Genomic DNA, 22,976 nt, shown 5'->3' with positions numbered 1-22,976 from the left:
AATTGGTGAAATGGGAAAAAAGGCATTGATCAATATAGATTATACGTATGACTTCGTGGCAGACGGGGGTTCATTGACCTGCGGGAAGCCAGGTCAGGATATCGAGAAGGAACTTGTCAGTATAACCAAGGAATTTATCAAACAAGGCGAATATACGGTATTCGCTATTGATTTACATGAAGAAGGAGACCGCTTACATCCCGAATCGAATTTGTTTCCACCGCATAATATTAGCGGTACAATGGGTAGAGACCTATACGGGGCGTTAAAAGAGGAATATGAAACAAATAAAAATCAAAAGAATGTTCATTATATAGATAAAACACGTTATTCGGCCTTTGCAGGAACGGACCTTGATATCCGCCTGCGGGAACGTCACATTACCGATGTATATTTAGTCGGAGTTTGTACAGATATTTGCATTTTGCATACGGCAATCGACGCTTATAATTTAGGCTATAAAATTTTTGTATATGAACATGCAGTGGCCTCGTTCAATGATGCCGGTCACCATTGGGCGCTTGGACATTTTAAAGGATCTCTTGGAGCAACCATTCTATAATATCGATTCAAGCAACAGAATAGAAGGGAAGCGAATGCTTCTCTTTTGGGAGGAACTATCCATGGAAAAAAAATACAACGATGACAGTTACGCATTACACACTGACCTATACCAAATCAATATGGCCCAAACTTATTGGCAGGACAAAACACATAACCGCAAGGCAGTTTTCGAGATATTTTTCAGAAAGCTTCCATTTAATAGCGGATATGCGATCTTTGCAGGACTTGAAAAAATTGTCCATTACCTTCAAAACTTTTCCTTCTCGGAAAGTGATATCGACTATTTAAAAAATGATCTGCACTATGATGAAGAATTTTTGAAATATTTGAAGAACATCCGTTTCACGGGAGAGATCCGCTGCATGAAAGAGGGGGAGCTCGTCTTCGGCAATGAACCGATATTACGTGTTGAAGCACCGCTTGGTGAGGCTCAACTCATAGAAACTGCGTTGCTTAACATTGTGAATTATCACACACTTGTGGCAACAAAGGCATCACGCATAAAGCAGGTCATCGGTGAAGAATCTGCCCTGGAATTCGGTTCAAGGCGGGCGCAAGAAATGGATGCCGCAATTTGGGGAGCGAGAGCGGCCTATATTGCTGGCTTTGATTCCACTAGTAATGTACGTGCTGGAAAGTTGTTCGGCATTCCGGTTTCAGGGACGCATGCACATTCCATGATTCAAGCTTATAAAGATGAATATACGGCTTTTCATAAATATGCCGTTTCCCATAAAGACTGTGTATTCTTGGTTGATACGTATGATACATTGCGTTCTGGCATCCCGAATGCAATCCGTGTTGCCAAGGAATTGGGTGATAAAATCAATTTCATTGGCGTCCGTCTTGACAGTGGTGATTTAGCTTACTTATCAAAAGAAGCAAGACGTATGCTTGATGCTGCAGGATTCCATGATGCGAAGATTGTCGCTTCCAATGACCTTGATGAATATACAATCATCAATCTGAAACAACAAGGAGCAAGAATTGACATTTGGGGCATCGGAACCAAATTGATTACGGCTTATGACCAGCCAGCGCTAGGTGCTGTTTATAAAATGGTTTCAATAGAGGGCGAAGATGGGAATATGAGAGATACCATCAAAATTTCTTCTAACCCTGAAAAGGTTACGACACCTGGCTTAAAACGAGTATATCGAATCATCAATAAAGTGAACCATCATGCTGAAGGTGATTATTTGGCGATGGAATATGAGAAGCCGCAGGAACAGGAAAAATTAAAAATGTTTCATCCTGTCCATACATTCCTAAGTAAATTCGTCACGGATTTCGATGCGGTTGATCTGCATGTGGATATTTTCAAGGATGGAAGTTTGATTTATGAATTGCCGACCATAGATGAAATCAAGGCCTTCACGCAAAAAAATCTCCAAGTATTATGGCCGGAGTACCTTCGTGCACTTAATCCTGAAGAATATCCGGTAGATCTAAGCCAGGATTGTTGGGATAATAAAATGAGGAATATAGATGAAGTTAAAGCCAAAGTTGAAAGAATGCTAACGAAATGACCAATCTATTTTATTAGAAAGCGGGGAAATGCCAATGCGTCCATTACAAAAAGAAATCGTAAAAAAATTACTTGTCCAGCCAACGATCGATCCTGAAATCGAATTCAGGAAAAGTGTTGATCTATTAAAAGGGTATATGAAGAAAAATACGTTTCTGAAAAGCTTTGTACTTGGAATTTCCGGAGGCCAAGATTCAACACTGGCGGGCTATATTGCCCAAACCGCTGTCAATGAATTAAATGAAGAAACGAATGGCAGCGACTATAAGTTTGTTGCTGTAAGCTTGCCATATGGAGTACAGGCAGATGAAGATGATAGGCAGCTGGCTTTAAAATTCATTAAGCCAAGCCAATCGGTTACAGTCAACATCAAGGAAGCGGTGGATGCATCTGTCAAAGCTGTGGAAGAAGCAGTTTCTGAAAAGCTATCGAATTTCTTAAGGGGTAATGTCAAAGCACGAGAGCGAATGAAGGTGCAATATGATTTAGCCGGGCTGTATAAAGGCGTTGTGCTTGGTACGGACCATGCAGCTGAAGCGATCACAGGTTTCTTTACGAAACATGGTGACGGTGCAGCGGATATCATTCCTTTATACCGCTTAAATAAAAGGCAAGGAAAAGAAATCCTGAAATTCGTCGGTGCTCCTGAGCGCCTTTATACGAAAATACCAACGGCCGATTTAGAAGATGACAAACCGTTACTTCCTGATGAAGTGGCTTTAGGCGTTAGCTATGATGAAATCGATGATTACCTAGAAGGCAAGGAAATCAGAACGGAAGCAGCTGATATCATCGAAGGATGGTATACTAAAACCGAACATAAACGCAATGAAGCCATTAATGTTTATGATACTTGGTGGAAATAACGAGTGAAATCTAAGATACATTATCCCGCATCACATAAGATGCGGGTTTTTTTGCAAAACCTAACAAGCTCCTTGGCCAACACATCAGTAATGAAAATTTTACCGGCAAGGGGGACTCTACATATGGATATATCCAAGAATATTGAAGCAACGAGCTAGGAAATTGAATTCTCAGGTGTAATCAGTGTGAAAGCAGGAGATGATCTGATCCATAGCTCAGCACATGGCTATTCCAATCGAGCGGATGAAATCATGAATACGACTGAAACAAGGTTCGGTATTGCTTCCGGTTGTAAACTGTTTACCGCGATAGCCATTTGCCAGTTAGTACAAAAAGGAAAACTTAGGTTCGATTCTAAGCTTAAAGACTGTGTTCGGATCGTGTTTCCTAATTTCAATCAAAATGTGACCATACATCACCTCTTAACACACACTTCGGGTATTCCTGATTACTTTGATGAAGAAGTGATGGATGATTTTGAGGAGCTATGGCAGAATAATCCGATGTACCATGTAAAAGGATTAAAAGATTTCCTGCCAATGTTTCAAGGTGAGGTGATGATGTTTCAACCGGGGGAAAGATTTCATTACAATAATTCAGGCTATATTTTATTAGGATTGATTGTTGAGGAACTAACCGGACTTGAATTTACCGAATACATCGACAAGAACATCTTTCTGCCTTGTGAAATGAAAAATTCCGGTTATTTTTCCATGGATCAGCTACCTAAAAATACTGCATTAGGGTACATAGACGAAGAAAATGGAGCATGGAGAACCAACGTTTATTCCCTTCCCATCAAAGGCAGTGCGGATGGAGGGGCGTATATTACCACATCAGATATGTTCAGGTTTTGGGAGGGGTTATTTTCCAATCTGCTACTGAATCAAGAATATACCAATCTCTTATTGGAAACCCATATTGCTACAGAAGATGAAGGGGAATACTATGGCTATGGTATATGGATCCGTAAAAAAAATGACGCGATTTTCAAATACCACCTTATGGGGTATGACCCGGGGGTAAGTTTCAATTCTGCGGTATATCCGGCAAAGCGATTGAGAACCGTCATTACTTCAAATAAAGGTATGGGTCCACACCATATTACTAGGGCGATCGAGAAAGAATTATAAAAAAAATGGAACCTTTCCACTAATGGAGGGTTCCAATGTTTATAGTCAATATGAATTCATTCAAGTATTTTTTTAAGAAAGGGACGAATTCGCATTCAATTGCTAAATTGGTTCCAGAACTTCTGGAGTTTCAAGGGAAGAACCCCTTCTGTACCCTTATTCAAGAACGAATCTTTAATGATGATGTGGCACACCAATTTTTCATTTATTGTCGGAAATCTTTAAGGAGGTAGCTTTCTTTAGGTTTCAAGGCTTTTCCAAACAAAGAATTTGTATATTTAAATATCTTGAAGTAGAGTATATTTAATATACTTTATTTTATCCGGTATTTTCCGATGGAGGTTCTTTTTACATTATGAAGGCAAGATATGAACTAGCGAACATGAACTTAACAGTAAGCAATGTGACTTTACGTAATGCTGCGGATAGCTATGTCCTCTTGAAAGCTGCAGATGATCAAAATAATGAAATCACGATCAAGCTTTCCCACGAACAAGCGGAATTTCTGGAAGCGGAATTAAGGGAAGTAAATCGCCGCCGCAGGGAAAATAGTCCTGATATAACAGGAAATGATCAGGAACGTATTACTGACGACGATTCATTTAATCTGTTCAGCATTGATTTATTCAATGAAAATGAATCGAAGTAATTCCCCGAATCATATTTGCTTCTCTGTAACCTTGCTTTCGATTTAATAAGATGATGCTGCAGAGAATTTATCATTCCGCCAATACAAAATCCGAATTTCCAGTCATTGAAAGGCATTAGGAATGTTTTAAGCAAGGTGACCTATCGTTTCCTTTATTTTGATTGCTTGAAAAAATTCTTCACCAATAGGAATAGGGATGATAGTACAGCAAATACCATGAAAAATACGATGAACCCCCAAAGGCCTACCGCCGCATCTTGAAACTCCATATTCCCCCTGCTGGTAAGGGCTTGCTGTATTTCAATGGCAAATACTAAAACAACCATGACTGTAAAGGTATAAAGGAAAGATAGTATCGTTATACCAAAACGCATCCGGGAAATTAAATTGGATAAAAATAACACGAACAAAAATATGATGATACCGATGATTCCCATTATCCAAAAATGCAAATCTTTGTCCGTTGCATTTGAATTTAATGTGTCACTCACAAAGAATAAGATGAAATCGTGAAGATTATTGACGATTTCAGCTAATATCTGGATGATTTCTTTCATTTTTTTACACCTCCAATCCTTAGATTATAGCAGGTTATAAATCTATATAAAAGAGGAGAGGTCCTCGGGGTTGCCAGACTGACCTTCGATGGAGGTAATGTGAAATCATAGTAAAAAGCATAAGTAAATGAATGAGAAGTCAGACATGCATCGTCAGTTAAACAGGTTATAGTTAATAAATGGTGAAATAGATCAACAAAATACATAGAAAAATAAAAAATAAGAGATTTCATTGAAAGTAGGTGTACCTGATTTCCAATATTATAATGCCTTTAGCGATCTTAGCCATGATTGTTTTGATCGGTTTCTTTTTTTATAAGGTTAGTAAAAAATATTAGTGTGATCTTATCTTTACTTAATGCTTTCATGGTTGGAGGAAAAAGAATGAATGATGTACATAATCATGTGTTAACGGTAATTGATTTTATGAAAACCGGACACAAAACATGCTTTGTGAAGGTCATCGGTTTTGATGCTGAATCCGGACAGGATTTTGAAGGTGAAGTTAAATTTGTCGGTGATTTGCCTTTTGGCGATTTGATACATCCCGAGCGGTCACATTTATCTTCCTCTTGCAGGGAATTTGTTCGGCATGACCTGCTGCATAGATACAGTCAAGGACAATTTGAATGAAGTGCCGAAAATACTTATAGAGAATCTAATAAAATGATATTCTGTTAACTTGTTTAAAATTGGTAAAATGCCGGGTATAAAGAATATGGTATGTAGGAACTTTTTTATGCCAATCTTCTCTTTCAACTGACAAAATAGCATATTTCTCCCTATTTAACTCTCGGACTATAATCCTTATAATATTAAATAGGAAAATATGACATTTAGTGTAGGATTATACTGTTTCTGAGGTGAGTTTCATGGTATATGCAGATATTTTGAGTAATATACACTCTGCTATCTCCAGTAAAAAAGCTGATTTAAATGTGAAAATTGAACGATTAGAAAATGCAAAAAACGATATTATAAAAGAACAAAGCATGTGTCTTAACGAGATTAGGAAAATAAAAGAGCCTGAGCTTGGTGGCAGCTGGACAGGGAACCGTTCGGATCACTTTCAGGATGCCCGTCATGATGCCTATAATGTGATGTTTAGTATCATTCATGACGATTATGATGATTACCAATGGAAAATCGAGGCGATGATTACAAAGCTGAATGCCGAGAATACGCTTCTTAGCATAGCGGGGAATATAGCCCAAGAAGCCGACTCCCTTTTGAGCAAAGGTGAAGAGGCATTTGAGCAGCTGGAAAGTAAAATATCCGATTTAAAAAGGCGGTTGTTTTAATGACGACAATCAAACTGAATCATCCTGCCGTAACGAAGCAAGTCGATCAGGTGAAGACGGCACTTGGTACAGTCACGCTTGGAAATTTGCCGGCAGGCGAGCTTGGCAACAATAAATTGGAATTCACTTCGAAATGGCTCGACCGGGAAACGAACTTGGAGAAGGTTTTCGAGCAATATATCAAAATCGTCCAGAAAAATGTGGAAGATACCCGTGCCAACATTGACTTATTAAAAGAACAGGATGAAGCCATCTCTCATACGTCTTCACATGGGTATCCTGTGAGATGAAAATATATGAAGCCGAGACATTGACGGCCGCAACCAAGTCGCGTGCCAAGCAATATGAAGATCTAAAGAAGGAAGTCGCAGCCCTGAAAAAGGAATTTCAGGGCATTGTCGGCCTTGATAACGAGTTTCAGGGAGCCGGTGCTACCGCCATCAAAAGCTTCTATGAAGCGCAAATCGAGGTGGCGGACGCCTGGATGGAATTATTCACGACCCAAATCAGTTTTTTGGAAGGCATACCGGGCAGTCTGGAAGAGGCGGACCTCTCGGGAAATACGGTGGTCGAGGTTCCCTTTTTAGATGGCGAAGTGTCTAACGGCATCAACCAAGCGAAATCGCTTGTCGATGAACAAGCGAATGATCTCCAAAAAATCCTGAACAGCATTGACGATATTTTGCCACTTGATATGTTCGATCAAAAGGACTTTAATGAAAAAATCACACTGGCCGGGCACAGGCTGGATGACACCGTGACAAAGGTCGAGAATATCGACCGGCAATTGGTCGAGGAATATGATGTGTCCGTCGGGCAGGAAAACGTGGCAGTTGGGCTCTTCCGTGCCTTGCTTGATGCCACCAAACAGGACGGCAATGTATCGCCGATGACGTTCGATCAATCGGCATTCAAGAGCAGTGACGTCTATCAAGTGAAGGATGAAGTCGCCGGTCAGATGAAAGACTATCAAACCTTCAAAAAGCAGCAAGCCGAAGCCCGGAAAATCGAACAGGAAATGGAAGAACTCGAAAACCGCCCATGGTACGAAAAAGCCTGGGATACGACAAAAACCTTTACAGGGGAATTCACGGGATATTATGATTCTATCAGGGCCTCGACCGGAGTCGATCCAGTAACGGGCCGCAAGCTGTCCGATGCCGAACGAATCGCCGCCGGCGCCATGGCCGCCGCTGGATTCATCCCCGTCGTCGGCTGGGCCGGACGGGCCATCAAAGGCGGCAGCGCCCTATACAAAACGGCGAAAGGGCTCAACGCAGCGGACCACGCGCTCGATGCCTATAAAACGACAAAAGGCTTTAGCCTCCTCCAAAAAACCGAATACGGGATATACGGACTCCTCGCAGCCAACGGCCTCGGTGAAGCGGCCACAGGCAAAGACATGTTCGGCAACCAGCTAACCGAGGAACAGCGCCAGAACGGGCTGTTGATGGCACTCGGAATCGGCGGTGTGGCAGGTGCGGCTAAAGTCGCAGATAAAGTAGCGAGTGGTACAAAATTCATCCCTTACAGCAAGGAATTTGCGCAAAAGCAGGTTCAGAAGGTTCAAGCCTTCGGCAGGGAAATCGGCAAGGTGGAAGTACCTCTCCGGATTAGGGTCGAAGAATTAGCGACGGCGTATGGAAACAACTATAAACATGTCACATTTGATAAAACGACGATTAAGGATATCGTGCAGAAGTTTGCGGTGAAGAGTGATGGTGGAAAGGGCATGGGTGTTTTGTACCATGTCCAAAGAATCTCAGAAATAGAAGTCAAGTTCAAGCAAAATCCTAAACACAATGCAGAAGAATTCGCAAGACAGTTAAAAGACCAAGAAAAAGGGTTGAATGGTTTAACTATTGATGAGTATTTAAAGAATAGAGAAAGATATATAGAAGAAGGAAGAGCTTTAGAAGGGAATGCAGCTCAAAAGGCTGCAAGAGTAAAAGCTTATTTAGATAAAGTTGATGAGTTAAGGGAGACAGGCTTATCTAGAAAAGAATCAGAAAAGCAGGCTACAGTATGGATAAATGAACAGGCTGCTTTACATAATCCAGATCAAATTGCGGGTGGCAATCCACTTGATATTGGTGGAATGGGAGATAAAAGGGTTAATTCATCCCTTGGTTCGCAATGGAGATATAGAATTGATGTTATAGATGAACAAATAAAAACTATTGCAGCTAGTATGACGGAAGTGGATAAAAAATCAATATACTTAAATGTGAAATTAATACAATGAAATAGAGGTGATTATAAAAATGTCAACTAACATTTTTGATAACTTTAAATTATTTGAAAAAGCACAAGCAGAAACTATTAATAATTTCAATGGTTACATACCTGAACAAGTATTAGAAGTGTGGAATAAATATGGTTTTGGTAGTATTTTAAACGGGTATTTAAATATTGTTAACCCAGAAAAATATAAGGAACTATTAAAGGATGTATATGTAAGAAACGAGGATGCTCTAGTATTGTTTACTACATCAATGGGGGATCTTGTTGTTTGGGAAGATAATAAATATTTAATTTTACTTAATTTTAGAAAGGGTGAAATTAAAGGGATATCGTCCGGTTTCAAATATTTCTTTCCTGATTTAGAAGATGAATCATTTTACCAAGAAATTTTAGATTGGAATCCTTATCCTGAAGCAGTTGATAAATATGGAGAACCAGATTTTGATGAATGCTTTGGTTATACCCCTCTCCTTGGATTAGGTGGAACTGAGAATGTGGAAAACTTGAAAAAGGTGAAACTTATTGAGCATATTTATCTAATTACTCAATTCATGGGACCAATCGAATAAGAGTCAATGAAGTTGAAAAGATGGTTGATGATTACAAGTGACTATCAAAAGTAAATGAATTCAGGGTCTTTTTTGGGGTTAAGTCAAAAAGCATAAAACTCAGGGGCTTATCGTTTTTTTCGATAAGCTCTTTTAATTTGGTGAAAAAAGAATCCTATATACTAGAAACTGGTTATATGAGAAAGTAGAAAAGAAATATTAAATCCCCAAGTAACACTCCAAGGATAAGACAGACATAGTAACAAAGAAACTAAAATCCTCCCCTACCAGTTAGGAATATTGGAGATATGGACATTTGAAAATTGAGCAGGAGGTGAGTAAGTATGAATGATATTAAACTTAATAGTATTTATCAAAAAATAGCCCAAACTATTAATGAAACTATACCAGAGGAATGGTCAAAGGTATTAATGTACGGTGAAATTGCTGACGGTACCGGTATGGCTTTCTTTTTTTATTATAATCCTAATAGTGAATTGCCTATTTATAGTCATGATATACCCGAAATATATAGTTTAAACGAAGAAGAATATGATAAATTATGGTATCAATTATTAGATGAATTAAAATTATTATCAGATGAATTTAAAAATAATAATCAAGAACAATGGACCAATTTAACTTTTACTTTAGAAAGTACCGGTAAATTTAAGGTTGACTATGATTATGAGGATTTATCCAATGCAGATGATCACGAAAGAAGGGTTATTTGGGAATATACTCGTTTAGGCCTTTTACCCGAATCTGAATATGATAAGAGGATTTTAGAAGAATACCTCAAGAAAGAATAATGGAGGATAAGTAAAGCTTGTTCTTTTTATGACCTTAACGCAAAAGTTAAGGTCTTTTCATTGTTGAAATAGAATATGTATCATCTATCGGTTCTCAGATAATAGGCCGTGAGGACTTAAAATCATATAGAATTACTTCAGGCAAGGTGGCATAGGAAAAAATTAGCGAGTGGTACAAAGTTCGTCCCTTACAGCAAGGAATTTGCGCAAAAGCAGGTTCAGAAGGTTCAAGCTACAATAACAGACATCGCGAGATCAGGAAAAACCACGTTAAAAAATATAGGAGAAGAAATCGGTAAAAAAGAAATTCCTAAACGTATAAGTGTGGAACAAGTATCCCTCGCAGGAGGACCAAGCCTTCCCCAAATTGTAATGGAAAAGCAGACAATTAAAGAAGCCTATCAGAAATTCACGGTGAAGGATAGTAAAGTAGAGGGTGTTTCAGGGGAGAGTATTTCTAAGGGTACGGGTAATAACATTACGCAAGGCCCAAGATACGGCGAAAGGAAAATTCCCAATGAGACATATTCTAAATTAAGAAGAGCATCGCCGTCTTCTAAAATACAAAGAGAAGTTAACAAAAATATAGATGATATTTTAGGAACTGAGGATTTTGCTTTACCTGGAAAAATAATTGATAAAAAACTGCATGCAGACCATATTGTTTCCCTAGAGAAAATAGCTCGTATGGAAGGTTTTGATTCATTAACTTGTAGAGAATTTTATAGGTCTTAGTGAAGCCGCTAATACATCTAAAGGTTCAAAGTCATTTGCAGATTGGTACATCCATAAAAAGGAAAAAATTCCGGTGAATCCTGAATTTGAATCCTGAATTTAGGGAAAAAATGATATTAAAAGAAAAAGAACTAGAAATTGAGATACAAAAGATGATAGATGAATTTAATAGGGTAAATAAAAAGGAGTGATTTCGGGTGGATAAATTATCTTTTTTAAAACAATACAGAAAAAGCATCGAGTTTGTATCTAACAAAGACTTACTCAATATTGAAAAGGAAAATATGCCTGAAAAATGGATTGAGATATTTAAAGAAACAGATAAAACTAGAAAGAAAGATAAACTAATAGCTTTATGGAATAATGTATGTGAAAAAGAATTGAGTAATACTATATCATACTTGAAAGAGAATTTATTAGAAATTGAACTAATTGTAGATAATGGACAATATGCAGTATTATATAGCGTAATGAGTGAAAATGACGAAATTCTTTATTATGAAGGTGGTATTCCGACCAATTCAATTAATATTTCAGAAATGCAACAAAATTGGTCTAATGTTCCAGTATCTATTAAGGGATTTTATGAAAAGTTACACAATGGGTTTTATTATCTGCCAAGTAGAGCTATGGGGCTTGTACCAGTAGACCGCATTACTCATTTTGAGGATTACGAATGGGGAATACTTGAAGAATTAGATGAACCATTAGGAATTAATATGGCATCAACATATGGTTTTTTTGAAAATGGCATGGGAGGATATGTTGCCATAGATTTAAAAAACTGTATCGATGACTTAGCGACATTATGGTTTACTAATGATAAGCCTGAGTATAATGTGGATTTCTGGGATATTGTAGATGAATGGATTGTAATAGGGCTTCAAGACAATTGAAAAATAAATTTGGAAATAGCGATATTTACTAGTCTACCAATCACAAAGTGATCTTAATAAGGTTAGTCAAAACCATAAAAAGTGTGAAGAGTATAATAAAGAAATGCCTACTGAAATAAAATTACATTATAATACTAAAACATAACAGGTTAAAAGGACAATACAAAAATGATTTAGATATTCTAATTATGACGGATTATTGCCTGATGATATATTTGATATATGGTACGAAGAAATGAAACATAGGAATTGTAAATAAGACCTTGATTGGCTTTTGCCTTTCGAGGCTTTTTGCTTTAATTGCTTTAAGGTTAAGTAATCACATAAAGTGGTTGTTTATCTAAAATTAAAAGTAATGCAATCAAATAACGGAGGCATCCAGTTAACGAGTTGCAAGCTACCCGAAGCTGAAAGTCCATGAAAGAAGGCTTTAGTTGAGGATAAAGAAAAGTAACTATTAAAGTTAAATTCATTTTTGAGGCGCAATCAGCTAGACCAAGTGAGTTTAAATTTAACTAGACAATAATTGTACTTAAAAAGAATTCAAATGGTAATATTATTCTAACAGGCATCCAGGAAAACAATGAAGTGAGGAATTTAAATGGACGAAGATTATGATTACTTTGAAGAGTTAAGAGATTTTTTAGGGGGAACATTCCACCAGGATATTAGTTCGCCTGAACAAGCATTGGATGAGTTTATAAACGAAGCTAATAAAGAATGTTTGCTTTTTACAATAAGGTATTGTGACGAATTTTTAACTAGTAATAGAACAAAGCAGGAAAAGGAAAACTATATTCAAACTAATGCTGAAATTTATTTTCCCGCTATTGGATTAACTCCTATAATGTGAATGTGGCTTAATAATGTCGTGAAACAAATAAAAGAAGCTGTGAAATCAAAATAGAATTTTTTGTAAGACCTCAACGCAAAGGTCTTTACATTGTTGATATGAAGATCAGCTAGAATTTATATTTAGCACTTGATTGCCTTTTAGGCAAAAGTGCTTTTTGTTTTTTCGAAGATACAAGAATAAAACACATTAAAGAAGGAATTCTCATTTAAAGAATTCCTTCTTTGCATACTATTTGTTAAGAAATGATTTTTCGAAAAATTCCAGAAGATGCTCTAGAGTGATTGGATCACTGTAAGTGGATGCTTTACTATTTATTTCAAATATGCGATCGTTCTTAACTGCAGGTATATTTTTCCATGTTTCGGTCTCCACAAATGAATTAACCACATCCGGGTTTTTACTAAAGATAATATAATCTCCAGTATATTCAGGAAGCACTTCAGAGGAGAGGACATAAATGCCGGATTTAATTGCCTTTTCTTTTACTTTTTCAGGCATTTTCAAGTCCATTGCTTGATACAATATTTCTGTTCCGCGAGCATAATTATTTCCAAATACATAAAACTCTTTAGCATCATTTTCAATAACAGAAACGGTTGCATCTTCACCAATTTTTGCACGTATCGCTTTTCCTGCTGTTTCTGCACGAGTTTCGAAATCTTTAACCCATTCTTTTGCTTCCTTTTCTTTGTTTAGAAGTTTTCCGATTTCTATTTGCTGTGATAAATAATCTAATTTCCCCCAAGTGAATACAACAGTCGGAGCAATTTCATTAAGCTTTCCGATATTTTTCATCTCGGATCCGGCTATGATTAGGTCCGGTTCCAGTTCAATGATTTTCTCCAGGTCATCTTCTGAAACGACTTCCACTCCCTTTAGTCTATCTTGAAAAAGGGGATTCATATTAGTCCATTGATCTATTCCAACAATATTACCTTCCAAAGCCAATACATTAGGTCCATTGGAGAGAGCAATTATTCTTTTTGGGTTTTTAGGAATCTCAACAGGACCAGTTTCTGATTGATATGTAATTGTTTCTGATTTTGTCTTGGAATCATTATTTTCGTTCGCTTTTTCGTTGTTCCCACAGGCACTAAGGATAAGTACGAACAAGAGCAGGAAGGGTAGGAATAGCTTTTTCATTTGATTTTCTCCTTACTGATTATAGTGTAGGTTAAAATATACCAAAAAAAGTCTAATTAATAATGATATTCATTTTCAATGACTACATCAATATATTAATAGGAATGATAATCATTGTCAATAACTTTCGCCAGATTGCTAAACTCCGTGAACTAAACCGTCCCCCCTGCTAATCTGTTGTTTTTCTTCGTAAACCAAGTCTAGTAGTTAAAGGTGGATAGCACATTCAACCGGGAGCCGCATCCTAAGAAGAGGAATAAAATAGCTCGGTTCATTTCAACATTTTCCACATGCGTCGTTAAATACTTGATATTGAGGTCTTCTGATGGGCTCTTTTTAAAATTTTGAAGAATATTTGTTTACATAACTATATTATGGTTTAATCGTTGAGAAGTCATATATATTTGAACGAAAATAATGATGCGAAAATTGTTATTCCTAGCCATAAAACTGGGGGAGGTTTCAGTTTGCTTCCACATACATTGGAAATTGTCCAGAATCATGATGAATTGATTTGCATTCAGTCTAAACTTTTAGCAACTTGTCCACACCTTCCATCAGTCCATGCATATACAATAGTAAGGAGGGTGTTAGGATGGAGATAAATTGTTGTTATGAAGAAAAATGTTTTGAGAACAATGACCCAAGTACAGTATGGTTTCCTGGAAAGCGTTGTAAATGTAAGTGCAAATGCAAAAAAAACAAGCGCCGTTTTCATTAATCACTAAATGAATGACTGGACATAAGTTGTTCAACAGAGGCAGGCCCAGTGGCTGCCTTTTTTATTTGGACATGCGTGATATATATTAGTGGAATTGAGCTGAAATATATAAAGGTGAAAAAACACTCAACCATTATGGCAGAGTGTTTTTAAGCTTGGGATATAGAAAATAAAAGTTCATTGAACTAAAGTTTATCCCTAAATAGAAGCGTTTCGAACATAGTTTTCATTATACGAACTCCCAAGAAATTGAACAGTAACTTGGATTAGTTATGTAGCAGATAGCACAACCCCAATGTTTTATTTTAGTTTAACTAAAATAAGACATTGGTCATCTTTACGTTGGAGAGTGTCCTCTTCATATCTAAGCGATTGTATAACTTCCTCCTTAAGTGCAGATAAAGGGGCAGCGGAAAAGGTCTTTAACAATGAGCATAAACGGTCTGGACCTATAGGTTCTTCAACTCCATCTGTATAAAGGCACAGCATACTTTCCTTATTGTATGTAACGGTATTTGTTTTAAAAATTATATCTTCAAACATCCCGAGTGGTGGCCGATTAGAGCGCAACTCATATTGTTTTCCGTTTATTTCCTGTAAAAGAACGGATGGATGGCCTGCATTGATATAATTAATTTCTCTCTTATCAGTATCGATTAAAAGGTAGACGGCTGTGCAGTAATGAGAAGATTTACTTGTGTTTTTGAATAAAGAATGGAGATGGTCATCTAATTCCTTCATCACCGTTTTCACTTCTGAACCTTTTAAAATTAATCTTTCAAATATGGAGTGTAGTGACATGGTTATTAGGGCAGAAGAAAGCCCGTGCCCCATCACATCAAGTAGGATAAGGCCATACCGTTTGGCGTCAATTTGGTAAAAACCATATATATCACCCGATAATTGATTGGAGCCTTTATAATACGCTTGAATTTCAAGATGTTCATTAATAATAGGAACTGGTAATAGTGTCTCTTGGATTTTTTTGGCAAGACCCAGCTCTCTTTCTGTATCTACTTTGTATTTTTCATTTTTTTCGTTCAATTCAATCAGCTTATTCTTTTGCATTTTCATCGTTTCATGAGCGATTTCTAAATCAGCATAAGCCTTATTCCTAGCATTTAGTGCGGTCTCTGCCTCTTTTTTCGCTTTAAGAAGCTCATTTTCTAATTCGTTTCTTTTTCGCATTGGAATCACCACACACTCAATAATGGTTCTCCCATCTCGTTCTCTTTGAACAGCGTTGAGTAACACAGGTATTTCTTCATCATCTACAGACTTTAAGGATATATATATTTCCTCAATCTGATTTTCTAACTTAATCAGAGGAACCAGATAAAGCTGATGAAAGAGTATAGCTGAAGCCGAAAGGATATAATTAATAGGCTGCCCTTGCAATTGATCGAGATTATACCCCAATAATTTAAGTAAGGTTTGATTAACGGATAAAATAGCATCTTCTTCTGATAAAGTTAAATATCCGCAGGGTGCCTCATTTAGTTGTTCATTCACAAAAATTCACACCCATCTCTATCTATAAATCGTTTGTCGGAATCCATCCAAAAACTGTCGAATTAAGAATATCGTCTCTTCAGGATGACTCATATGTGGACAGTGTCCAGTTGCTTTCATCATTTTCAATGTACTATCGGGAAGATGCTTATGAATATATTCACCTACTGCTGACGGAGCAATAACATCTTTGGAACATTGCAAAATGAGTGATGGTACTTTTACTTTTGCTAAGTCTTTACGGTTGTCTGCAAAAAAGGTAACCTCCGCAAATTGTCGTGCGATAATGGGATCAGTAGAACAAAAACGATTCTCTAAATCCCGTTTAAGCTCTGGGCGATCTGGATTACTCATGACCGTTCCCGCAAAAGCGGTTGCCCAGCCTATGTAATTTTTGTCCATCATATCAATCAATCCTAAAAGTTGTTCTTTCTCGAATCCCCCGTAATAATCATTAGGGAGATTCAGGTAGCAAGGGGAAGGACCAACCAGGACAAGTTTAGAAAAATATTCAGGATGTTTAATGGATGCCAGCATGCCAATCACACATCCAACAGAGTGTCCAACAAATATAGCATCTCTTAGGTCTAATGCGGAACAAACATCAAGTACGTCTTGTGCATACCCATCAAGAGTACTGTATCTTTCCACATTATATGCCTGTATATCTGAATTACCTGACCCAACATAGTCAAATAGAATAATATGGTATTCATCTTCGAAATCTTTTACAACTGATTGCCAGACATTTTGATCACAACCAAAACCTGGTGCAAATATCATTGGTCGTGTACCTCTTCCTCTAATCTTTACATTATTACGCAATAAAATATTGGAATTCATGATTGGCTCCTTCATTTAGAAGATATACTTACTATATGGTAACACTAACCTTATTCGAATTAAAGAATTACACTTTAGCTGAAAATTGTCTGAGCTTGAACAGGAATGAGGAGAGTGGTATACACTTGTTGGGGGTTCAAGACTTTGGAAACTCTCGGTCTTTCGTATACAGGAACCTCTTATACCTGGAAATGGCCGACAACGTTCCTTGATAATATGGAAAGCCTTATTATAAAAAGGGGTCATGTATAAAAGAAATACGAGGGATTTTTTGATTAGATCGCTAAGAAATATATGGTTATATTTTAATAGAAAAAATAGGGGTTTTTATTATGGGTAACTTAAATTTCTTCCTTTTTCTGAACCAAAGCCTTGAATATTGTTTTACCCCTATCTGATCCCTAATTGGAGCTATTAATAACTAGCTTCAGTTTTTTTTCGCAACATAATTATTGAAATAATAAATCGTTATCGGACGCCTTCTTTGTTTTTCCTGTATAATAATACTATATTTTACATTTGGGAGGGATTATTCATGGACGAAGCTAGCAGTTTAATAGGGCTTTTTGCAATCATACCGATTTTGTTTTATTTGGGACTTATTGTTTTAAGTGTTTATTTCATTATTAAGATCATAAAATTCATCAATGTAAAGACAAGATTAGATCAGGAAAGAAATGAAAAGCTGGATGAATTGATAAAAGTCATTGGAAAGATAAGGAAGATCAGAATAAGCCACTATAATATAAAGGCCCTTTTCGTAAAGATTGTTGTTTTTAAAACGAAACTATTTTAGGTTGATTGGAGCGGAAGTGCGAGACTCCTGCGGGAGCAGCGGGACAGGCGAGACCCCACAGGCCTACGCCGAGGAGGCTCACCGCCCGCCCCGCGGAAAGCGAGCACCTGGAGGGGAAATCAACCACACTGCACTACTTCGAAAATAGCAACAAAGTATGCGAAAACAGCCAATATAAAAAAGCACAATTCCATTAGGGGTTGTGCTTTTTTTATTTAAGAACGATGAAAGCTTACTAGATCCACATAAAAAGGGCGGTTTTTTTGTAACGTCGAGGTAGGGGTACAAGCATTTCCTAATTAGCACCATAACATATTAGGAGGTGATTGAATTGACAGTTAAATTAGAAACTTTATTGGATCGTTCAGAAAAGAATATGGGCAGCGGAATTCATCCAGTCGTAAAAGAATCAGCTTTGGAAATGGTTAAACGGGCATACCAAGAAGGCATTTTCGTGCAAATCAGCGCAGGTTATCGGTCTATGGAAGAGCAAGCAAAGCTATATGGTCAAGGTCGCCTAGGTTATATATACGATGGTAAAAACTATAGTGATTTATCGAAGCCGAGAGTGACCAACGCGATGCCAGGTCAATCTTACCATAACTATGGACTAGCCATTGATTATGTCATAGTCAGCGATGATGGAAAGAATGGCATATGGACAGTTGATGCAAAATGGAGACGTGCAGCGGCTATTGGTAAATCCTTGGGCTTTGCATGGGGCGGGGATTGGTCAAGCTTTAAAGATTATCCGCACTTGGATATGACGGGCGGACTGACGTATTCTCAGTTAAATGCGGGAACAAAGCCTAAACTGATATCAAAAGTGAATGGAACCACTCCACCACCTACACAAGTCGAATCCGAAGTCATTGTAAAAGATACACCAGCAAAGGACAGCGGCAACCAAACTATCAAGTCCATTCAGAGGACATTAAATAGCAGATATAGAACAAAAATAGATGTTGATGGATATTATGGTCCCAATACTAAAAAAGCGCTGATCAAGGGTTTTCAAACCGAATTGAATAAACAATATGGTGCAAAGATCAATGTTGATGGAATATGGGGACCCCAAACAAAAGCGGCTTCACCTAATGTTAGGGAAGGGGCGGAAGGGAATATCACCTATATCCTTCAAGCTGCACTTTATTTGGAAGGACATAATCCACATGGCATGGATGGTATCTTTGGAAGCGGAACGGAAATAGCTGTGAAGTCATTTCAAAGGGCCAATGGATTATCTGCAGACGGCATCGCCGGTGAAAATACCTTTGCAAAACTATTTGGATGATATTAGAAATGTAATAGAATTATTATGCTTAAAATTAGCTTAGCAAAAAAGCCCCATGAGGGCTTTTTTTGTATAAATGAAAATATAGCAGTCATTTTAAAAGTAAATATCCCAATCGTTTAAGAATCGAAGTATAAGAAACGTAAGAATACATATGGGGACAAGAAATGTAACCGCATTTACGAAATGAAAGTACTTTAATGCGGAATGCTTTTTGACTTTAATCACTAAATAGAAGAATGATGAAATTGCGATCAGTGGGCATAACAAGCCAAGATCAGTTAAAATTCCTGAAATTGGGTGGTTCATAACACTAAGTCCAATAAGGAATGAAGCAAGGCAGATGACATTGATAACCGACAAGATGGTTGGTATTAACAACGAGTTCTTTTTTACTGTTTCCATAAATTTCACCTCCTAGGAGATAACCCCACACATATCTTATAATATTCACGATTATCCAGCAAAACCTTTGATTAACTGTAAACAAAGACAAAATACTCAAATTTATCCATTCACAAATCTGAATTGTAATATTTATCGAGTATTTATGCTCATTTTTGTTCACTTAAAATTGACTGAAATATAATAGTTTTTTTAATTTTCCATCACATTCCTCCAATAAAGTTAAAGGAAGACATAACTTTATTGGAGGAAAAAAATGAAAAAAATATGGAAAAACCCAATTTTGCCTATCGCCTCTATTAGTCTGGCATCTGTGATGTTTGTAAATGCCATTCCCGAAACTCCAGTTCAAGCAAAATTGAATGTTCAATCACAAGTGCAAACGAAAAATCATTTGCTTCCACTTGGAACCCCAAATTTGCAGGAGAAAAGAACTTCCATGAATCTAGCACCAGGAGTGAAGTATACCAAAATCAATCGTGGTGAAACATCTTCTAAAGACTTTTACACAGTGGATGTGGCATTTGTAGAAACACAAAAGCAGGCAAAGGAATTGTTGGGAAGTTTAAAGAAAGACGGTTTCAAAAATGCTCATATCATAAAAGAATCGGATCGGGCCGAGGATGACCGGAAAAAGGGACCGCTTGGGTACATTGTTCGCATCGGTCAATATCAGCTGGAAGCAGATGCAGCCGAAATGAAAAACAAGTTATCTGAAAAGGGATATTCGGGACTTCGGACTGTGTATACGGGTGAAGACGGAGAGAAAACAACAGGGCCATGGGTAGTGAACGTCCTTGAAGTGGATCAGGATCGATTTCATGGGCATGTGGTGCCTGAATTAGCAAATGATGCAGTGACAGGAAAAGAAACATTGACCCAAATCGCTGATAGAAATGATGCCATTGCAGGAGTTAATGCAGGATACTTTGTTATGGGAGAGAAGGATGGAACACCAGGCGATCTTGCCGGTATATTCGCAAGCAAAGGTCAACTTGTCAGTGAAGCTATAAATGGCCGTTCAGCTCTGATTTTATCTTCTGCTGAAGGGAAGGCAAACATTGCATCTGTGTCCACGTCAATTCAGGCTACTTCATCTGATGGGGCGGTTAGGGAAGTGGATGGATTGAATCGGAAGCCAGGATTAATCCGCAATTGTGGCGGTGTTGGAGGAGATACGACAACAGAACGGGCAAAACATGATTTTACTTGTAAAGATGGAAGTGAACTTATCCAATATACGTCCGTATTTGGAGAAAAGACAGAATCGGGCGACGGGATGGAAGTGGTAGTAAATCATGCCGGGGTAGTGGCGGAAATCCGTAACAAGCGTGGGGGAGACATTCCAAGCGGTGGTTCTGTTCTTGCAGGAACGGGTGAGGCGGCAGAGTGGCTTCGTGACCATGCCCGACAAGGAATGAAGATTCAAGTGAAAAGTAAAATCATCAGAGATGGAAAACAATTAAAATTAGACCAAACTACAAGTATGATTAATGGGGGTCCTCGATTATTGGAAAACGGAGAAATTTCCATTAATGCCGTAGAGGAAGGCTTTCACTGGGAAGAAGATCCAGGCTTTTATTATCGTTTTGGGGAACGACGTAATCCAAGAACGCTTGCAGGAATCAAAGAGAATGGCAATCTATTATTGGTCACCATTGATGGACGCGCACCCGGATGGAGCGTGGGGGCTAATTTTGAAGAAAGTGCGAAAGTCATGAAGTCATTAGGGGCAGCCGATGCCATCAATCTTGACGGCGGCGGATCGACGACCATGACAGTTGGGGATGACCGAGTCACAAGACCATCTGATGCAGCAGGTGAACGCCCGATTGCCGACGGTATTCTGTTAGTAGAATAGATGGACAGGGACATTCATCGCTTTGGTTCAAGCTGGTCGTCATGAAAAAAATCTCTTCAGTTAGGTTTCTGAAGAGATTTTTTTCTGTGATATTTTGAAATAATTTAATATAGGGAATTTGAAATACTTTCAGCAGTTTTTAACAATAAAGAGATATGTTGTGCCATCGATTCCTCATGCCAGCGAAAGAAAGGCCCGGAAATGGAGATAGCTCCAATGAATTTTCCTTAAGCACCCGATTATGGAAGTTTCTTTTTAAACCTTCATTCAAGATTAGTTACAAAACTCGCTTATAATCTGATTCTTTATTTCTTCTATCGGAAATCCCTGTTGATAGGTGGATATCATCAACATAATTCCTTGTAGCACAGATGAAAAATATAACGATCGTTTCCTTGGTTCCGTTTCACCCATACTTTCAAATATTTTACATTGAAACTCAAATTGTCTAGCATTTTCTTCTATTATGAGATGACTGTATTTTATCAACTCTTCATCTGATTCTGGCTGAGTTTGAAGGTGTAGATAGAACCGATGGACTTCTGGTTTTTGGTGGATATTATCAATGGCACCATTGATTATATGTTCAAGCTGTTCACGAGGTGTATTTAAGGTGAAAGCTTCTTCCATGACTTCCGCCACCTCCTTGATTCTGTCCTCGACCATTTCAGAAAGCAGTTCTTCTTTTCCTTTATAATAGTTATAGAGTAACCCTTTCGAAATGCCCGCCTGCTTGGCTATATCGCTTATGGAAGTAGCGTAATAGCCTTGCTTTATAAATAACTCCATGGCTGCAGCGCGAATTTTTTCTTTGGATGCTTGGCGAATACGGTCATTCTCTTCGGATGTACGTGGCATTTTATCTTCAATCCTCCATAAAAGCAGTGAATTCTTGATATAAAACTTCAGAATGGGTGAGGGGCAGCATATGATCGGCATCCTCTATTTCGATGAAACGGATGTTTGGAACCTTTCGGAAACAATCGGCAACCCGGAAATTATCTGCCAAGTCCTTTTTGCCGATAAAAAATAAAGTTTCGGTGTTCAATTCTTCTAATCGTTCCATTGCCGGCGGCCGCGGCCATATCATGCAGAAACCAGCGGGCCACTTAAGCATGCGCCCGAAATGATGCCTGAGCATTTGAACAGTGAGATCTTTGTGCGGACTATCGACAACAACTTGGTATGTTGGTGAATGAAGGGCAAGCTCTAACATTTTATCTATATTGGGGGCACTTTCCAATATCTTGTTATGATATTGTTCAAACTCCTTTGAATAGGGAAAACCAGTTAAAGAAGGAGCAATTAATACAAGTTTCGATACCCTTTCTGGATAATTAAGGGCGAAATCAGTGGCAATCTGTCCGCCCAAGGAATGACCTATAATCGTTGCCTGATTAAGTTCCAGGTAATCCATTAGTGCCAATACATCCTCTACATAGTTTGCATGTTTTATGGGGGATGGTGATTTACCGGCACCACGGCCATCAAAAGCGATCACTTGGTAATTTTTAGTTAAAAGAGATGCTAAAAATGTCCATTGCCTCAAATCAACCCCGCCACCATGGATAAGAACAACAGGAAGACCCTTGCCATTAACCTCGAAATGTAAATCCAATGCAACCCCTCCTTTTTTATCACTGAATTTTCAGATTTATTTTATTATTGAATGAACGTTTAGTCAATATAAAACTAAGATATTATTTCCATT

The 22,976-nt window shown here is 37.9% G+C and carries 23 protein-coding genes; 17 read left to right on the top strand and 6 right to left on the bottom strand.

Features of this window, described 5'->3' with window-relative positions:
- Window positions 1-10: 10 nt before the first annotated feature.
- From ACFX4H_RS16205 to ACFX4H_RS16185, 5 genes are all read left to right on the top strand, one after another.
- Entirely contained in the window at window positions 11-562 is a 552-nt protein-coding gene (locus ACFX4H_RS16205) for a cysteine hydrolase family protein (RefSeq protein WP_034312211.1), read from the top strand.
- A gap of 61 nt (window positions 563-623) precedes the next feature.
- Complete coding sequence (locus tag ACFX4H_RS16200; RefSeq protein ID WP_034312208.1) at window positions 624-2,093, top strand: nicotinate phosphoribosyltransferase; 1,470 nt, start codon at window positions 624-626, stop codon at window positions 2,091-2,093.
- A 34-nt stretch (window positions 2,094-2,127) separates the two neighbouring features.
- On the top strand, window positions 2,128-2,958 hold the full coding sequence (nadE, locus tag ACFX4H_RS16195) for an ammonia-dependent NAD(+) synthetase (RefSeq protein WP_249597986.1): 831 nt from the start codon (window positions 2,128-2,130) through the stop codon (window positions 2,956-2,958).
- A gap of 186 nt (window positions 2,959-3,144) precedes the next feature.
- Window positions 3,145-4,092 (top strand): serine hydrolase domain-containing protein, encoded by a 948-nt coding sequence (locus tag ACFX4H_RS16190; RefSeq protein WP_377435849.1) that lies wholly within the window; start codon window positions 3,145-3,147, stop codon window positions 4,090-4,092.
- Between the two features lie 355 nt (window positions 4,093-4,447).
- Complete coding sequence (locus tag ACFX4H_RS16185; protein ID WP_034312196.1) at window positions 4,448-4,741, top strand: hypothetical protein; 294 nt, start codon at window positions 4,448-4,450, stop codon at window positions 4,739-4,741.
- 152 nt (window positions 4,742-4,893) lie between these two features.
- Here the strand turns inward: ACFX4H_RS16185 and ACFX4H_RS16180 are convergent, their stop codons facing one another.
- A complete protein-coding gene (locus ACFX4H_RS16180) occupies window positions 4,894-5,298 on the bottom strand; it encodes a hypothetical protein (RefSeq protein ID WP_053534914.1) in 405 nt (134 codons plus the stop codon).
- A gap of 384 nt (window positions 5,299-5,682) precedes the next feature.
- Here ACFX4H_RS16180 and ACFX4H_RS16175 point away from each other — a divergent pair, with 384 nt between their 5' ends.
- The 9 genes from ACFX4H_RS16175 (at window position 5,683) to ACFX4H_RS16135 (ending at window position 12,687) form a co-directional block, all read left to right on the top strand.
- A complete protein-coding gene (locus tag ACFX4H_RS16175; protein ID WP_249597984.1) occupies window positions 5,683-5,931 on the top strand; it encodes a hypothetical protein in 249 nt (82 codons plus the stop codon).
- Between the two features lie 239 nt (window positions 5,932-6,170).
- Window positions 6,171-6,599, top strand: a complete 429-nt coding sequence (locus ACFX4H_RS16170) for a YwqH-like family protein (protein ID WP_053534915.1) — start codon at window positions 6,171-6,173, stop codon at window positions 6,597-6,599.
- Window positions 6,599-6,889: a YwqI/YxiC family protein gene (locus tag ACFX4H_RS16165; RefSeq protein ID WP_377435848.1), complete on the top strand. Its 291-nt coding sequence runs from the start codon at window positions 6,599-6,601 to the stop codon at window positions 6,887-6,889. The genes ACFX4H_RS16170 and ACFX4H_RS16165 overlap by 1 nt, the downstream gene beginning before the upstream one ends.
- Window positions 6,886-8,844 carry a polymorphic toxin type 15 domain-containing protein gene (locus ACFX4H_RS16160; RefSeq protein ID WP_377435847.1) on the top strand — a complete coding sequence of 653 codons (1,959 nt, stop codon included), beginning with the start codon at window positions 6,886-6,888 and terminating at the stop codon, window positions 8,842-8,844. The genes ACFX4H_RS16165 and ACFX4H_RS16160 overlap by 4 nt, the downstream gene beginning before the upstream one ends.
- A 19-nt stretch (window positions 8,845-8,863) precedes the next feature.
- Window positions 8,864-9,412: a T6SS immunity protein Tdi1 domain-containing protein gene (locus ACFX4H_RS16155; RefSeq protein ID WP_034312184.1), complete on the top strand. Its 549-nt coding sequence runs from the start codon at window positions 8,864-8,866 to the stop codon at window positions 9,410-9,412.
- A 323-nt stretch (window positions 9,413-9,735) separates the two neighbouring features.
- On the top strand, window positions 9,736-10,203 hold the full coding sequence (locus tag ACFX4H_RS16150; RefSeq protein WP_328137539.1) for an antitoxin YezG family protein: 468 nt from the start codon (window positions 9,736-9,738) through the stop codon (window positions 10,201-10,203).
- Between the two features lie 324 nt (window positions 10,204-10,527).
- Window positions 10,528-10,938: a hypothetical protein gene (locus ACFX4H_RS16145; protein WP_328137541.1), complete on the top strand. Its 411-nt coding sequence runs from the start codon at window positions 10,528-10,530 to the stop codon at window positions 10,936-10,938.
- Between the two features lie 197 nt (window positions 10,939-11,135).
- Entirely contained in the window at window positions 11,136-11,834 is a 699-nt protein-coding gene (locus tag ACFX4H_RS16140; protein ID WP_328137543.1) for an SMI1/KNR4 family protein, read from the top strand.
- Window positions 11,835-12,435: 601 nt separating this feature from the next.
- The gene (locus tag ACFX4H_RS16135; protein ID WP_328137545.1) at window positions 12,436-12,687 is read left to right on the top strand and encodes a contact-dependent growth inhibition system immunity protein; all 252 of its coding nucleotides are present in this window, start codon (window positions 12,436-12,438) and stop codon (window positions 12,685-12,687) included.
- 231 nt (window positions 12,688-12,918) lie between these two features.
- Here the strand turns inward: ACFX4H_RS16135 and ACFX4H_RS16130 are convergent, their stop codons facing one another.
- The 3 genes from ACFX4H_RS16130 to ACFX4H_RS16120 form a co-directional block, all read right to left on the bottom strand.
- Entirely contained in the window at window positions 12,919-13,833 is a 915-nt protein-coding gene (locus ACFX4H_RS16130) for an iron-hydroxamate ABC transporter substrate-binding protein (protein WP_377435846.1), read from the bottom strand.
- A gap of 1,021 nt (window positions 13,834-14,854) precedes the next feature.
- The gene (locus ACFX4H_RS16125) at window positions 14,855-16,066 is read right to left on the bottom strand and encodes a SpoIIE family protein phosphatase (RefSeq protein WP_328137547.1); all 1,212 of its coding nucleotides are present in this window, start codon (window positions 16,064-16,066) and stop codon (window positions 14,855-14,857) included.
- An 18-nt stretch (window positions 16,067-16,084) separates the two neighbouring features.
- Complete coding sequence (locus ACFX4H_RS16120; protein WP_377435845.1) at window positions 16,085-16,909, bottom strand: alpha/beta fold hydrolase; 825 nt, start codon at window positions 16,907-16,909, stop codon at window positions 16,085-16,087.
- A 535-nt stretch (window positions 16,910-17,444) separates the two neighbouring features.
- Here ACFX4H_RS16120 and ACFX4H_RS16115 point away from each other — a divergent pair.
- From ACFX4H_RS16115 to ACFX4H_RS16105, 3 genes are all read left to right on the top strand, one after another.
- A complete protein-coding gene (locus tag ACFX4H_RS16115) occupies window positions 17,445-17,705 on the top strand; it encodes a hypothetical protein (RefSeq protein WP_377435844.1) in 261 nt (86 codons plus the stop codon).
- 331 nt (window positions 17,706-18,036) lie between these two features.
- A complete protein-coding gene (locus ACFX4H_RS16110) occupies window positions 18,037-18,999 on the top strand; it encodes a peptidoglycan-binding protein (protein ID WP_328137550.1) in 963 nt (320 codons plus the stop codon).
- A gap of 661 nt (window positions 19,000-19,660) precedes the next feature.
- Complete coding sequence (locus ACFX4H_RS16105) at window positions 19,661-21,265, top strand: phosphodiester glycosidase family protein (protein WP_377435843.1); 1,605 nt, start codon at window positions 19,661-19,663, stop codon at window positions 21,263-21,265.
- A 273-nt stretch (window positions 21,266-21,538) separates the two neighbouring features.
- Here the strand turns inward: ACFX4H_RS16105 and ACFX4H_RS16100 are convergent, their stop codons facing one another.
- Complete coding sequence (locus ACFX4H_RS16100) at window positions 21,539-22,123, bottom strand: TetR/AcrR family transcriptional regulator (protein WP_328137552.1); 585 nt, start codon at window positions 22,121-22,123, stop codon at window positions 21,539-21,541.
- Between the two features lie 7 nt (window positions 22,124-22,130).
- On the bottom strand, window positions 22,131-22,883 hold the full coding sequence (locus ACFX4H_RS16095) for an alpha/beta fold hydrolase (RefSeq protein WP_328137553.1): 753 nt from the start codon (window positions 22,881-22,883) through the stop codon (window positions 22,131-22,133).
- Window positions 22,884-22,976: the final 93 nt, after the last annotated feature.

The sequence above is a fragment of the Peribacillus sp. YIM B13477 genome (genome assembly GCF_042787955.1).
Lineage (GTDB): Bacteria > Bacillota > Bacilli > Bacillales > DSM-1321 > Peribacillus > Peribacillus frigoritolerans.
Note: the sequence above shows the minus strand (reverse complement) of the source record. Positions and strands in the feature narration are given on the sequence as shown.